The sequence below is a fragment of the Bradyrhizobium sp. AUGA SZCCT0160 genome (assembly GCF_018130105.1).
GTDB lineage: Bacteria > Pseudomonadota > Alphaproteobacteria > Rhizobiales > Xanthobacteraceae > Bradyrhizobium.
Window position 1 is genome coordinate 14,152 of record NZ_JAFCMD010000036.1, and the last position, 14,375, is coordinate 28,526.

A 14,375-nucleotide genomic window follows, 5' to 3' on the forward strand; every position below is an offset into this window, starting at 1 on the left:
GGCGGTGGAGGCGGCAGGATGGCCGAGCCGGCAGTGCCGCCTCAGGCGCCTTCGACATAGTAGCTATTGTAGTGGGAGCCCTTATAGGCCTCGATACGCTTGAGCATCTTGGGGTTTGCCCGGTTTAGAACCGCCCCGAGAAGCTTCTTCTGGATGGCCTCCGAGCTGGCCAGCGATTCCTGCAACGCACTGCGCGTCGTCCGGCCCCACTCGATGACATAGACCATCGCATCAAGGAGGTGGCTGATCGCCTTTGCGTCGGTCACAGGCATCACCGGCGCGAGATCGATGATGATGTAGTCGTAATTGTTGCGCACCGTCGCCAGCATATCCGTCATCGCCTTGGAGGCCATCACGTCAGCCGAATTGACCATGCGCGCGACGACGAAGGACGGAAGGAAATCCAATCCGGTTTCCTTGCTGCGCTTGATGTGCTGACCCAGCGACTGGGGATCTCTCAGCGCTTCCAGCAAGCCGGTCTTGGCGTTCGGTGCCAGTTCGCGCGTCAGCGAGCGGGTGTGCAGGTCGCCATCGATCAGCAGGGTACGGTGACCGGTCAAGGCGATCAGGTGGCCAAAATTGGCGGCAACCGTGGTCTTTCCCTCCTTCGGCAACGAAGAGACGATGCCGATCACGCGGACGTCGCGGGTCAACCGGGCGACGTCGATGGAAACCTTGATGTTCCGCAAGGTTTCGGCGTAGCGCGAAAACGGGTGGTCAACGACATAATGGGAGAGGGAATCGTCCTTGCCCTTCGCTGCAGAACTATCGACCGGCAGCAGCAGGCGCGCCTTTTTCCCAACCGGCTTCTGCGGACGTAAATCGGGGAGCACGCCGAGGCATTTCACGCCGAGCTCGTCCTCGACCTCGCTGGGAGACCGCAGAACGTCACTCATCAGTTCTTTCGAGAAGGCCGCGCCGAATCCGAAGCAGAGCCCGCCGACCAGGCCGCCGACCAGCGCCAGCAGGGTTTTGGGCGAGCTCTTCTTGTCGGGCTTGACCGCCGTGCCGATGATGCGCGCTTCGCTGATCGGGAAACTCTGGTTTTGCGTCGCGTGTTGAAGCTTCTCGAGGAAGTTGTTGTACAGGTTGCGATAGGTATCGGCGGCACTTTCGAGATCACGCAGCCTTACCTGCGCCTGACCGGTGTTGCCGGCCTGGGCGACCAGACCTTTCATGTTTTCTTCAAGTGAGGCTTCGCGGCTCTTGGCGATGGCGTAATCGCTTCGGTAGGCGTCGGCGATACGGCGGACCTCGTCGGCGATCGCCTTGCGCAGCTCTTCCATGCGGTTGTTGAGATTGATCGACGCCTGATGGGTCTTGCCGTAGCGCGCCGACCAATCGGCATACTGGCCCGCCAGATCGAGATATTGGGCGCGAAGTCTGGTGATGACCGAATTGTTGAGCGCGTCGGTGACGGTCGGCTGAGCCAGATCCTTGTCCGAAATCGCCTCGATCCGGTCGAGACGAGCCTTGGCTTCGGCCGTGGCGGCGCGGGCCTGAATGAGCTGGGTATTGACGTCCGACAGCTGCTGCTCGGTCATCAAGCCGCGGCTGGTGCCCACGATGTTGTTTTCTGTCTTGAAGGTCTGGACGGCGCGGTCGCTCGCGGTCGCCTGTTCGCGCAGTTCGGCGCTGCGCTGTTGCAGCCACTCGCCGGCCCGCTTGGTCGACTGGTATTTCGCCTCGAGCGCGCCAACGATGTAGGCGTCGGCGATCGCATTTGCGATTCGCGCGGCCTTGTCCGCATTCTTGGAACGGTAGTTGAGGGACAGAACATAGGTCGTGAGCACGCGTTCGACCTTGAGATTCTTTTGCACCGCCTCGACGGCTGCGCGCTCGATCCGCTCCTTGGAGGGCGGCCCGTCAGACCCGAACAGGGAAAGCGTCTTGCCGATAATGATCGCCACTATTCCGGGATCGGATCCGTTGAATTCGGGGTCCTCCGTCAATCGCAGGCGTCGAACGATCGACTGGATCAGGTCCTCCGAGCCGATGATCTCGACCTGGCTGTCGACAAATCCGGTGTCGATCAGGTTGCTGTTGATAGCGGTATCCTTGTCGAGCACCTGGGTCTGGCGCGTATCCATCAGGATACGGGCATTCGCCGTATACATCGGCGTCGACACCAGCAGATAGATGACGACAAGCGCCAACGTACCGGCGACAACCGAGGCGATGAGCGGCCATTGCCGGCGCACGATATCGACGGCACGCTCGACGCTCAGCGTCGTGCTGCCAATCTCGATGCCGTACTTCTTGAGCGCCTGGAACTGGTCTCTGGGTTGATACATCTGCAAGCTCAATTGTAGCGGGATTGGCTGAGCGGGACCGGTATCTTGGCAAACGGATCTGATATCTCGGTGTTCCATTCACCTGTCAGCAGACCGGAACCAGTATTGCCTGGCTTCGCAGCCTCAGTCGGTGCCGCCGCGCCCGACTGTTCGGACTCGGCCGAGTAGCCGATCAAGACCGCGCGGTCTCCTAGTTTGCGAACGAAATCATTGATCTTCCGAGACGCTTCAGGCTTGGTCGTGAGACAGCGTGACTCCGCTCTGTAAAGACCTGAGCCGATTGCCACGCGATCCTTGTCCGATGATTGGTTCACCAGCTTTTCCACGGCAGGCAGCAGTGACGGATCGGTGATCAGGTATCCGCTGAGGCGTCCCGCCAGTTTTTCCTTGTCGTTACGCAACTGTTGCAACAGCGTTCCGGGCGAGGCGCTGAACGCCTGCAGGGCCAGCGGGGGGACGCGCTCAGCCAGCGCGACGCATTGCGCATGGCATGGTGCCGCGATCACCAGGAGCAGCGCTATGCCTGCCAGCTGCCTAAACCCAGCCACAAGAGTCTGTCGTCGAATCAAGGACATACCGTTCATTCGTGTACCGCTGACTGATGGGGAAATACGGTTTAATCGCCGGTTCAGGCGTTTAATCACATGCAGGCATTTAATCACCTGTTCAAGGCAATGATGGCAAAGAACTGTGTCATCTTTTTGTGCAGTGCAAAAGAGTAATCCCCATGACTTTGGGGAACTAGCAAATTCCGGACCAGTGAAATGCGCCGTCCGTCCAGCGACCCACGGCGGCCCTCATCCAAAGCGGGCCTTGGCGGCCGCCGATGCCTGAGGGTGGCAATATTTTTGAGCTATTAATAAGAATATAATCAATAAAGCGTGCGTCTCACCCGACGGTGAAACGAACTGCAACCCGCCTGTGGCTTGGAGCCATCGATGGCGGGTGCAGGCTCACGGGAGGGCAACCATGCCGTGAGTTATCAATAAATATTCACTGAAGCTGCGGCCTGACAGATGCAAGCCGGTTCGCCTGGAGGCGCTGGCCGTGGCTGCCGACGGCAACCCAAAACCGCGGATTGGCGCTCGACTGCATCGAAATCCACGTATAGCCCATGGCATTCCAGGGACGGACGTCGCGCGACAGGTTGTCGAGAACAACGTCGCCGTCGGGAAGCCGCGCGACCAGTACAAGATGCCCCTGACCGCCACTGGTCATGACGACCGCAAGGCGCAGGGCGCTCTGCGGCCAACCCATCGCAATCAATTGATGCCGTTTGGTGACGGCGTAGTCATTGCAGTCGCCGGCGGCCGGCGAGATCGTCCAGCGCGCGGCTATCGGATCCGTGGACTTGCGCAGCGGCGAGATCGCATCGTTAACCGAGGTGTTGACGTCGCGCAGGATTTCCATCGCGCGGTCGGCGGCCGGCAACGCCTGCACGCCGGCTTCCGCATCGCATTCAGCGCGGTAGTTCATGCAGAACTTCACGAACTGGAGCGGCGCGAGCGTGTTGTCGAATTCCTCGATGAAGGCCGTCCGGTTGGTCCGCGACACGTCGGTCGAGGCGTCGGTTTCGGCCCTCGCGGCACCACCGGCAAATGCGATTGCGATCGCCAGCATCGGTGCAAATAGCAGTTTCATGTCGTCCCCCGTCATTCTTTTTCTTGACGCAGGTACGGTGTCTCACGGAGTTGTTGGGTTTAGGTTCCGCCGATAGTTAAAATTGAATCCAACCGCAGATGACGTTATCTGCCTGATCGATATTGGTTAATTCGCGATCAATCCAGGCGTTCCACCAGGGCGTTCCACGGGGCTCAATTGGTCGGACTGACCGGCGTCAGGACGGACGGCGTTCCGGCCGCGGCTGTCGTGAAAAGCGTCGTTGTACTGGTGCTCGCGCCAGCGCCGCCGCCGAAAGTCGTGCTGCTGTTGCTCGAAACGGCGCCTGGCGACGGCGTCGATGTGGTGCCCTGTCCACCGCCGGCGGTGGTGTCGCCGTTCGGATCTGCTCCGGTGATCGCCTCGGTCGGAATATCCCCCGTGATGCTCACGAAGGCTTGAATCAGCGGTGGATTCTCAGCTTTCAGGACCACTTCCTGGATTTGCTGGGCAAAGGCCGGTTGCGTCAGCACGCACACGGCGGCGGCGGTGCCGAGACCGGCGCCGATCGCACGGCTCTGATCGGCGGAGCTGGCCTTGGAAAGCGATGCGATGCCTTCAAGCGTCTCGGGCCGGGTCATCAGCATGTCGCGGATTTGCGACGCGAGGCCGCCCTGACCGTCCTTGAACTGGCCCAGGAGCGCTTCAGGGTTCTCCAGAAAGGACGTCGCGCGCTCTGCCGACACCAGCGAGGAGTTCGGGACGCATCCGCCGCTGGCCGGTGCCGCGGCAACCGGGGCCGATCCGCCGGCCACGAGCATCACGAGACAAAAACCCACCAAACGCATTGTCATTGCCCAATCGCAATTAAAAACAGCCGATTTAAATTAAATCATAATTCACTCGCCACAGCTCCGCCACCGTTTTTTCGCAATGATGACGGCAGGCACTGCGCCAGCGCGGCCCCGGTGATCGCGGCGAAGAAAACGCCGTAACCGGCTATCTGCAGCGAAAAATCGATGCTGCTGTGAAGCAGCCCCAGCACGGCGACGCTGGCTCCGATGACGGGGATGTAGCGATCGCGCCGCCGCAGCAAGCTGCCCCGGAACAATTGGTAAACGTACCAAAGCACGGTCGCCACGATCGGGATGGTCACCGGCAAGCCAATTTCGACCGCGAGTTGCAGCGGCGTGCTGTGGGCGCGATCCCAAATCCCGAGGCTGCCCAATTCGGCGGGCCGGTAGGCGGCAAAAGCCGCCTCGAAATTGCCCAATCCGACGCCGAACAGCGGATGGTCGCTGACGATTGCGATCGCGGCGCGGTAGGCCGCCAGCCGCTGATCGTCGATCAGGCCATAGGTGAGAATCCGCCCTGCCACCGCGCCGCCGATCAGCTGAAGAACCAGGACGGCAACGACTGCGGCTCCCGCCAGCAGCGCCCATCTTCGAAAAGTACCGAGCTCAAGCGGCCACAGATAAAGCGTGCCGGCCAGCAGAAACGCGCAGATCGACAGCAACAGCCCTGCGCGCGATCCCGTCATCGCCGTCGCCAGCGTGCAGACGGTAAATCCGACAGCGAGAGCCGCTGGTGTGGCGAGATAGTGCCCGAGCAACGCGAGCGGCCGATCTGACGGCGGGGCAGCGCGCCGGTCTCCGCGATGTAGCGAACGCAACAGGGGCGCCAGGAAGAGCAAGGCGCAGCTGCCCCAGAATGTCGCGGCGGTGTTGCGATTGACGAACGTGCCGGTGGCGAAGCCGAGATAGGCCTCCTTTCGCCTGAATAACAACGTATTCGGGTCGGCAAGCTGCGCCAGGATGCCGTAACACGCGTAGAGAAAACCAGCCCACGCCAATATCCGGAGAAGCCGTTGAGCCGCGGGCGCATCGGCTGCAAGAAGAAAGGCACGCACGAACGCAAGCGACGCGAGCAGCGGGGAGCCGAATGCGAGCCACGGACCGACCGCGGTCATCGAAATGCGAGCAGGGACATCGGCGCCGAGGAGATCGAGCGGAAGCTTCCAGACGGGATTCGTCCGTCCCACCAGCGGACCCGGCCATGTTTGCAGCGTGACGATGGCGCCGATCAGCACCATCGTCATGAACAGCGGCAGCAACAGGCGAAAATCCGCGCGGCCGATGGCTTGCAGATCCGCCGTCAACAGACTGAGCGCGAGCAGGACGATCCAGATCCAGATCCAGACGAAATCCGCCGATCCAAGCGGAAATGGCGCCAGGACGAAAACAGCTATCGCGACAAGATTGGACGCACCGCCCAGAATTTTCCTGATTGATCCCTTATGCGACGGCAGGTGCCAAACCCCATTCCTGAACTGACTGGAACTTGGGCGCGGTAAACGGCGGCGGCCTACCGGGTTGGTCCCAGGTTCCCGAATTTATCGATCTGCCTTCCAAAGAGCCAGCGATGCAAGGCTTCACGACGGTCTAAATAGCGCTGCCTTCGCGGCGGCATCTATGCCGACACAGGCCGATTGAAAATGCGGTGCTTTTTGGGGCGTATTTATTTTGGGTCGGTCACGCGAGACGATTAAACGGGCAGGACGATTAAAAATGCGGCCGCTTTCTGGCGAGAGTATTTATTTGCGGATCAGCCATGCGGCGCCGGGTTTTCTTTGCCGGTTTTTAATGTTCGGGTTGAACGGAAAACGGAAGACAGGCACTATGCTGCATCGCAACAATTCGGACATAATTCGATCGTGACGGGCCATCGCTCCAAAGAACACTATGTCCCGCTCGACAGCGTTCGCGGCATCGCCGCGCTTTCCGTCGTAGTCCATCATTTTGTTATTTCTCAACCGCTTGCCGCAATCCTGCCGAACAGGGCCTGGATCGACTTTGCGTTTTTCCATAACGCCTGGCTGTTCGTTGATCTGTTCTTTGTTCTGAGCGGCATCGTGATTTCGATGAGTTACGTGCAAGGCGGCTTCGGTACATTCGAGTTTCGCGAGTACATCGTGCGCCGGCTCGCCCGCATCTATCCGCTCCACATCGTCACGTTGCTCGCATTCCTGTCGTTTCGAATGATGAAGCTCGGCCTTGTGGGCACCGGTCTGATTCATTTCGCGCCGCCCGAGATGGCGGTCAACAACGGCTATTCGTTCTTCCTGAATGTGCTCCTGCTGCACGCGATCGGATTCGTTGATTATTTGAGCTGGAACGGGCCTAGCTGGAGCATCAGTGCCGAGTTCTATACCTATCTCGTGTTCGGCGGCGTCGTGGTCCTGGCGCAAAAATTCCGGGACGTTCGCATTATCTATGTGTTGTCGCTGTTTCTGTCGGTGGCCAGCTGGGCCTTCATCCTGCTGGTTCTTCGACAATATGCCTTGGACTTTCACACCTATGGCATCGCGCGCTGCATACTGAGTTTCTTCCTCGGGGTGCTGACGCTCAGAGCGGTGGCGTCGGTGCCTTCCGCCGTGCGCCCGGCCGTGCAGTCGGTGTGGCAGATCGGGGCCGCGATCGCGGCCATCGCCATTGTCTGCGTGGTCGGAATGCAGCCGATGCTGAGCTTTCTCGCGCCGGTCATATTCGCCGTCCTGCTCGGGTCGCTGATGGCGTTCCCCGGACGCAGGCTGCCGAGCCTGCTGTCGGTCAAGCCGCTGGTGTGGCTCGGCAAGCGATCCTATTCGATCTACATGGTGCACGCGCTCGTGCTCGTACTGATCGAGTATTTTTCGCGCGGCGTTGGCATGCGGACCTTCCCGATGATTGATCAGTTCGGTTCGGGATTAGCTGCAACGCTGCTGCTGTCGGGGTACGTTGTGGCCGTTCTTGCGCTGTCGAACCTGACCTATGCGAATATCGAGATCCCCGGTTCAAAGGCCATCGTCGGACTCCTGGCCCGCCGGCCTCGCGTTGTCGCGACGGCCGAAGGAGGGGGGCAATGACGAACCGCTCGTCGTCGTCATCCCTCACAGCACCGGATTTCAAAGCTCCGGAGCCGTTGCCTCTAAACAACCAGTTGCCGGAGATCGGCATCTGGAACGTCGAGGCGATTGCACTGCTTCTATATTTCTATCGCGACGCGTTCGCCGGCGCCCTGCGCTACTATCTCAGTCTCACCAAGCTGGACGTGCTGTGGTTTCTGCCGGACATCTTTGCGCTGATGTGCATTCTGGCCTTTATCCAGCGCTACATCATCAAGGGCAAAAGCCTGATCGCTGTCCTCACGCTGCTGTACATCGCCTTCGCGTTGTACGTCGGATTTGTCTTTCTGGGCTACTTCGCCGGCATGGCGTCGTCGTTCAAGATGATCGCGCCCGTGTTCGTGGGGTTCTGCTTTTGCAGGCGCGATTTCAGCCAGTACAAGCAGCTTCTTGCCCTGATCCACCCGATCTTCTTCATTACCATTATCGGCATCTTCATTTCATCGCGCGTGCAGTTTCCGTGGGTTGGTTTTGCTTACGAAACGTTGGGAGCAACGCGCCAGGCGACCAGACTTTGGTGGGCCGCGTCGGAGACGCGACTGGCGGGGTTCGCCGCCGACAGCACCATGGCGGCGTTTTTCGTGTTCATTACTTTCGTGTTTACGTCGGCTCGCAAGAGTATGCTGTGGGTCTGCATCTGGGCACCGGTGGGCCTCTACGCCATCAAGCTCACGACCAGCAAGACCACGCTGGGCGTGATGATAATGTACCTGGTGTGCCTGGTTATCATTCGAATGCTTCCGGAACGCGAGAGATTTCCCATGCTGCGCCGGATGGCGCTGCTCTCCTTTGCATCGATCCTGGTTCCCGTCGTGTTGATGGTCTTCTTCGCGGGCGACGGCCTCACCAGCATCTCCCGGGGATTCTTCAGCCTTCAGGATCGCGTCAATAACAGCTGGCAGCTGCCGTTTGTGTATATGCAAGAGCTCATGCCCGTGGGATTCGTGACCGGTTGCGGCCTCGGCTGTTTCAACTATCCGCAGCAGCTGTTTTCGAACAAGCTCAGCTACTATGTGCCGGTCGATAATTTCTATATCGGCACGTATCTGATGTTCGGCCCGATCTTCGTCCTGTTCATGGTTTTCGCGATCGCCGCGGTCTCGAAGACCAGGGATATCTACAAACTGTCCGGCACGATCGCAATGAACCTCTTTACCATCACGGTGCTGGCCTATGGACCCGCCAGCGGATTGATCATGATTGGCGCCGCGTTTAGCCAGATGTTCGCCAAGCGACGCGCGATCGATCAGGATCTCGCGAGTTCTGCACCGATAGCGCCTGGCATCGATGGTCTGGCATCGCGGCCGGCATGATGAAAAACTCGTGGCACTCACCGGCGCTGATAGTGCCTTTTTCGCACGCGCCGGCGCTTGGCTCTGCCCTGCCTCCTTCTCAGTGCGGGAGGAAGCAGAGGTGAACGCTCCAAAACAGGATTTCCTTCCGGCCGTCCAGGGACTGCGCGGCATCGCTGCGCTGAGTGTCCTGATCGTGCATCTCTACGACATGCCGCTGCTGGCGGGTTTCATGGCGCCGATCTGGCCGTGGCTGGGATCGACCATCAATATGGGCGGACATGGCGTCGAACTGTTCTTCATGATCAGCGGCTTCCTGATTCCGGCCAGCCTGGTGCGCCACCGCAGCGTTGCCAAATTCTTCTATGATCGTTGTCTTCGCATCCTTCCCGTCTTCGTCATCCTGCATCTGACGCTGTTCACCATCGGCCCGATCGTCGGCTACAAGTTCTTCAAGGGGATTGATGTCGGAACTTACGTCCAGTTGTTCTTCGTCAACCTTGCGTTCTTGCCCGATGCCCTGGGGCTTCCGATCGGCCAGCAGAACGCCTGGACGCTGAGCTATGAGTGGGCGTTCTACATTCTGTTCGCCGCGATTTTCGTAGCGGTGGCTCGGCGGAGAAACTGGATGCTGGCGCTGCCGCTGATTGCTCTGGCTCTGGCAGGCATATGGTTTCGGCCGATTGCCGCGTATTTCCTGGTTGGGCTGCTGTTCAGCGCCGTGGATATGCCGATCCGGCTGCGGGGGTGGACCGGGTTGCTGGCTGGTGCGGTATGCGGCATCGCGATGTATCTATCGATCGAGTATCTGCACCCGTTTGTCGGCCTCATACCTGGCCTTCTGCTGTTCGGAATGGTGTTGGCGCAAAACTCCGGTGTTGCGGCGGCGTTGAGCGCGCCATCGCTGCAATATCTCGGCAAGATCAGCTACAGCCTTTATCTGGTGCATCCCTTCGCCCTTTTCCCACTGCAAATGATCGGAGCGAACCTTGCCGGACGCGGCGTGGATCTGTGGCTGCTCTCTGCTGCCTTTGCGGTTCTGGGCTTCATCCTGTCACTTATCGCCGGAGGGATAAGTTACGAACTTTTCGAGGTGCGTCTTCGGCGCTTTCTGGACACGGCGTTTCGACGTCGGCTGTTTCGGACGCCTGATGGAGCGGGGCATCTGGCATGACGGAGCTGGCCTCGAGACGCAGTCTGGACACCTTGCAGCTGGGACGCGCCTTCGCGGCGCTCGCCGTGGTGGGTCATCACACGACCAGGACGTTGGCCCAGCCCAAGTACCTCGATGAGAACGTATTTCCGATCTTCAACGCCGGAGATTCCGGCGTCATGTATTTCTTTGTCTTGAGCGGCTTTGTCATTTTCTTGGCGCACGCCAATGACTTTGGCGATCGCGACAACGCCCTTCGTTTCGTCTGGCGTCGCGTCCAAAGAATATATCCGGCGCTTTGGGTCGCCCTGATCTGTGTCGTTCCGCTCGTGCTTCTGATGAAGGCAGATCTGAGCTTTTATGACCTATTCTCGTCCTTCCTGCTGTTGCCGATAGAGCACGAGCCGATTATCGACGTGGTCTGGACGCTGCGCCACGAGATGATCTTCTACGCCATCTTTGCGGTAGCGATCTGGAACCCCAGGATCGGCTGGATCGCGGGGGCGGTTTGGCTGGCGATGTCTTTCGTGCAACCCGTATTGTTCCCGGCCTATCCGCTCGCATTTGTTTTCCATCCCGCTCATGTGCTCTTTGGCCTGGGGATTCTGGCGTACTGGCTGTTCAATCGCCGGGACATTGTGTCCCCGAAGCTCTGCTTGACGCTTGGGGTCGTCCTTTTCGGCGGCACATGGATAGCCGTTGCCTACGGCGCCCTCTTGAAGAACGCGATCTCCACCTGGTGCTACGGCGTCGGCGCGATGCTGATGATTTTGGGCGGGGTCGTACTCGAGACGAAGACGGCGCTGCGATTACCACGTGTTCTCATATTCCTCGGCGAGGCGTCCTATTCGATCTACCTCGTTCATTTTCCGGCGCTTTCGGGTTTCGCCAAAGTCGCGACCAAGCTGAAAGCGCTGGGTATTCCGAACGAACTGCTGTTCGTGATGGTTGCAACGGGGGGTGTGGCGGTAGGCGTAGTATTCTACTTGCTGGTCGAGAGGCCATTGCTGACGTTTTTCAGAACGATCGGTCGTGTACCCAAGCGGGTCGAGGCATGATGTCGGATTTCGAACCTTCATCCCCGACGATCACGGCCTCGTTCGCCAGACGTGGAGCGGACCTTTGCCTGTGCCGGCGCGTTTTCTGTGTCGGCTGCACGAACAACGTACGGATGACGTCATGATCCTGAAAAATCTGCTCTCGATGTCCGGCGTGAACATCGTGAAATCGGTCGTCCAGTTTCTGATGACGCTGCTGATGACCTATTTCGTCACCCCGGCCGAGTTCGGTCTGGTCGCCTTCTCGCTGCCGTTTGTCGCCTTCATAGCCCTTCTCACCGATCTTGGCTTGTCGAGCGCGATGATACAGCGAGGCTCGCTCTCGCGTGAGGAGACCGGAGCGGCCGTGACCATGATGCTGGCGATCGGCATCGGCTGTGCTGTGGTGCTGGCGGTTGTAGCGGGGCCGCTGGCCGGGGCGGTGAAGATGGATGGCCTGTCGGGCGTGCTGACCGCACTGTCCGTCTCCGTCGTCCTTTCCATAGCGGCGCTCGGACCGCGTGCGGTGCTCGAGCGCGCGTTGCGTTACCAGACCGTGGCGATGGTGGAGGCCGGCGCGTCAATCACCGCCGCGTCCGTGGGCGTCCTCGGAGCCGTTCTGGGCTGGGGGATCTGGGCGCTGATTTCATATTACGTCCTGATGCAGATCATTCGCGCGATCGCTTTCTACGCGATTACGCGGCATCAGATCAGGCTCAACTTCCGATGGCGTGGTGTTGGTTCGATGCTCTCCTTCGGGAGCTGGATACTGGCCTCGAACATTCTCAATTTCGCCGCGCGCAACATCGGCAATCTGCTGATCGGTGCGAAGCTGGGCGCGGCCGCGGTAGGGCTCTTTGGCCTGGCCTTTCAGTTCATGATCTTTCCGTTGATGATCCTTTCGTGGCCAGGCGGCGGTGTCTTGATGGCGACGCTGAGCCGCATGTCCGGTAACGGGCGGCACGCAGAGCAGAACGCGGCGATCTGCGCGATGCTGAGTGTGACGGCGATGATTACCTTCCCCGCGATGATCTATTTGACGTTTGGGCTCTACTACCCGGTGACGACATTCCTTTCGCCGCATTGGCAGGACGTATTGCCGCTGGTTAGTGCGCTTGCCCCGGCGGGGGCCGCGCAATCCATTGCTGCCTATGCCGGCCCGATTCTGCTCGCGCGCGGGAAAGCCCGTCTGCAGTTCTGGATCAGCAGCGCCAACAGCATCGCCATGATCCTGTCTTTCGCGGTGGCGCTGCCATTCGGTCTCAAGGCCGTTGCTATTGTGTATCTTGTCACGGCGATCATCGTGTGCACGTTCATGCTGGTGGTTGGCAGCCGAAATACCGGGCTGCCTTTCATGTCGATCGTCAAATCCCTGCTCCCAGCGAGCATCGCGACCTTGGCCGGGACCGTCGTGGCTCTCGCGGCGACGTCGGCCGATGTGTCAAGCATGAAGCATTGGCTGCTTGCAACCAGTCTATATCTGGTGGTCGTGCTGTCCTGTTACGTCGCATTCAGGCACCAGATTCGCGGCAGCGTGCGATCGTTGCTCGGCCGATCAATTGAAGCACAACCGTTAGACGTTCCCTCGGCGACGTGAGAGATCCTTGATATGAACGCACATGTCGAAACAGATAAGATGGTGAGGCGCGCGCCTCCCCAGGCCGCGTGGCGGGCGGATTTGCTGGCGAACACCGGAAATTCCGGCGTAGTTGCTGCTGCGGTTGCCTTGATAACCGATCCCGGCTTTACGGTGATCACCTGGTGGCGTGCTGCCAAATGGCTGCGCTTCAACACGCGTTGGGGGCACGGTATCGCCTGGCTGATCGTGCGTTCCCTGGCGCGACGCGGCTGCTATATCTCGTTGCTCGCGGAAATCGGCCCGGGACTCAAGCTTCCACACCCGACCGGGCTTGTCGTTGGGGAGGGCTCGCACGTCGGGAGTGCGGTTATGCTTTATCATAACGTGACACTCGGTCGACGTGCCTGGAACCAGCCGGGCTGCCCGCGCATTGGAGACGGTGTCGTCGTCTATGCCGGTGCTGTCATCATAGGACCCATCAAGATTGGTGAAGGTGCAACGATAGCAGCAAACTCGGTGGTCAATCGAGATGTTTTGCCGAAAGCAGTGGTCGCGGGGATTCCGGCCAAGTCGATGCGTTCCGCATCGTCGTCTTCCTAGCCGTCGCTCCGGCCAGGAGATCACTTTCGCTTTCGTCGCAGATCGTCAGCCCGCCTGGCGTGACGGCCTTGTTAAAATCGCAGTTGTGGCGTTGATCGACGATCGTTCATTGGGGGTTAGTCGACGAGGAGATCAGAATGTCGTCCATCATGACCGACTTTACGGGCATTTTTCCATATCTTGCAGGTACGAAGTTCAACGAGAACATGGCCGTGACTTACAGCGGCAAGACGGGTGTCAGGTACCGAAGTGACGTATTGATCGACATGTGCCGCGGAAAGCGGGTTCTTCATGTCGGATGCTGCGACCACGTTCCTCTCATCAAGAAGAAGATCGATCACCGGGATTGGCTCCATGGTCTGATCACGGAGTGCTCCGAGTATACGGTCGGTGTCGATATCGATGCGGACGCGGTGCGGGAGGCGAGCCGGATTTCCGGACTCGATAACATGGTGTCCGGCGATGTGACGTCGGGCCAGAAGATTGACCAGATCTCCGGCCGGAAGTTCGATATTGCCCTGTTCGGTGAGGTGGTTGAGCACATCCCGAACCCGGTGTCCTTTCTCGGGCGATTTAGAGAGAACTATGGTGACGCCATCGAGAAAATCGTGATTACCGTGCCGAATGCGTTCAGGGGCGGTAACATCAAGGGAATCCTGAACAACACCGAAACGATCAACTCCGACCATCGCTTCTTCTTTACGCCTTACACAATCGCAAAAATTGCCCTGGATGCCGGATTTTCTCCGGAGGAGATCCAGATGGCGACGTTCAAGCGGGCCGGCATGATGAAGACGATGCTGCTGCGGCGTTTGCCTCTGCTGGCCGAGGACATCATCTTCACCGGTTCGGTGGCGCCCGGCCGGGCGTAACCCGGT

General features: G+C 59.5%; 12 protein-coding genes. 7 read left to right on the forward strand and 5 right to left on the reverse strand.

The window, feature by feature from the left end; translation table 11 throughout:
* Window positions 1-41: 41 nt before the first annotated feature.
* From JQ558_RS34935 to JQ558_RS34955, 5 genes are all read right to left on the reverse strand, one after another.
* Window positions 42-2,294, reverse strand: a complete 2,253-nt coding sequence (locus JQ558_RS34935; protein WP_212296536.1) for a polysaccharide biosynthesis tyrosine autokinase — start codon at window positions 2,292-2,294, stop codon at window positions 42-44.
* An 8-nt stretch (window positions 2,295-2,302) separates the two neighbouring features.
* Window positions 2,303-2,878 (reverse strand): hypothetical protein, encoded by a 576-nt coding sequence (locus JQ558_RS34940; protein WP_212213716.1) that lies wholly within the window; start codon window positions 2,876-2,878, stop codon window positions 2,303-2,305.
* Between the two features lie 409 nt (window positions 2,879-3,287).
* Window positions 3,288-3,935: a transglutaminase-like cysteine peptidase gene (locus JQ558_RS34945; RefSeq protein WP_212213701.1), complete on the reverse strand. Its 648-nt coding sequence runs from the start codon at window positions 3,933-3,935 to the stop codon at window positions 3,288-3,290.
* A gap of 173 nt (window positions 3,936-4,108) precedes the next feature.
* Window positions 4,109-4,714 (reverse strand): hypothetical protein, encoded by a 606-nt coding sequence (locus JQ558_RS34950; RefSeq protein WP_249142775.1) that lies wholly within the window; start codon window positions 4,712-4,714, stop codon window positions 4,109-4,111.
* Window positions 4,715-4,785: 71 nt separating this feature from the next.
* On the reverse strand, window positions 4,786-6,051 hold the full coding sequence (locus JQ558_RS34955; RefSeq protein ID WP_249142771.1) for an O-antigen ligase: 1,266 nt from the start codon (window positions 6,049-6,051) through the stop codon (window positions 4,786-4,788).
* 555 nt (window positions 6,052-6,606) lie between these two features.
* Between JQ558_RS34955 and JQ558_RS34960 the strand changes: the two genes are divergently transcribed.
* From JQ558_RS34960 to JQ558_RS34990, 7 genes are all read left to right on the forward strand, one after another.
* The gene (locus JQ558_RS34960) at window positions 6,607-7,797 is read left to right on the forward strand and encodes an acyltransferase (RefSeq protein WP_212296538.1); all 1,191 of its coding nucleotides are present in this window, start codon (window positions 6,607-6,609) and stop codon (window positions 7,795-7,797) included.
* Window positions 7,794-9,149 carry a hypothetical protein gene (locus tag JQ558_RS34965; protein ID WP_212296539.1) on the forward strand — a complete coding sequence of 452 codons (1,356 nt, stop codon included), beginning with the start codon at window positions 7,794-7,796 and terminating at the stop codon, window positions 9,147-9,149. Before JQ558_RS34960 ends, JQ558_RS34965 begins: the two co-directional genes overlap by 4 nt.
* Window positions 9,150-9,159: 10 nt before the next feature.
* A complete protein-coding gene (locus JQ558_RS34970; protein ID WP_409410620.1) occupies window positions 9,160-10,302 on the forward strand; it encodes an acyltransferase family protein in 1,143 nt (380 codons plus the stop codon).
* Window positions 10,299-11,339, forward strand: a complete 1,041-nt coding sequence (locus JQ558_RS34975) for an acyltransferase (RefSeq protein WP_212296541.1) — start codon at window positions 10,299-10,301, stop codon at window positions 11,337-11,339. The genes JQ558_RS34970 and JQ558_RS34975 overlap by 4 nt, the downstream gene beginning before the upstream one ends.
* Window positions 11,340-11,460: 121 nt before the next feature.
* A complete protein-coding gene (locus JQ558_RS34980) occupies window positions 11,461-12,915 on the forward strand; it encodes a lipopolysaccharide biosynthesis protein (RefSeq protein ID WP_212296542.1) in 1,455 nt (484 codons plus the stop codon).
* A gap of 12 nt (window positions 12,916-12,927) precedes the next feature.
* Window positions 12,928-13,497, forward strand: coding sequence for a serine O-acetyltransferase (locus tag JQ558_RS34985; protein ID WP_249128193.1), 570 nt, complete (start codon window positions 12,928-12,930; stop codon window positions 13,495-13,497).
* Window positions 13,498-13,634: 137 nt separating this feature from the next.
* Window positions 13,635-14,369 (forward strand): methyltransferase domain-containing protein, encoded by a 735-nt coding sequence (locus tag JQ558_RS34990; protein ID WP_212296543.1) that lies wholly within the window; start codon window positions 13,635-13,637, stop codon window positions 14,367-14,369.
* Window positions 14,370-14,375: the final 6 nt, after the last annotated feature.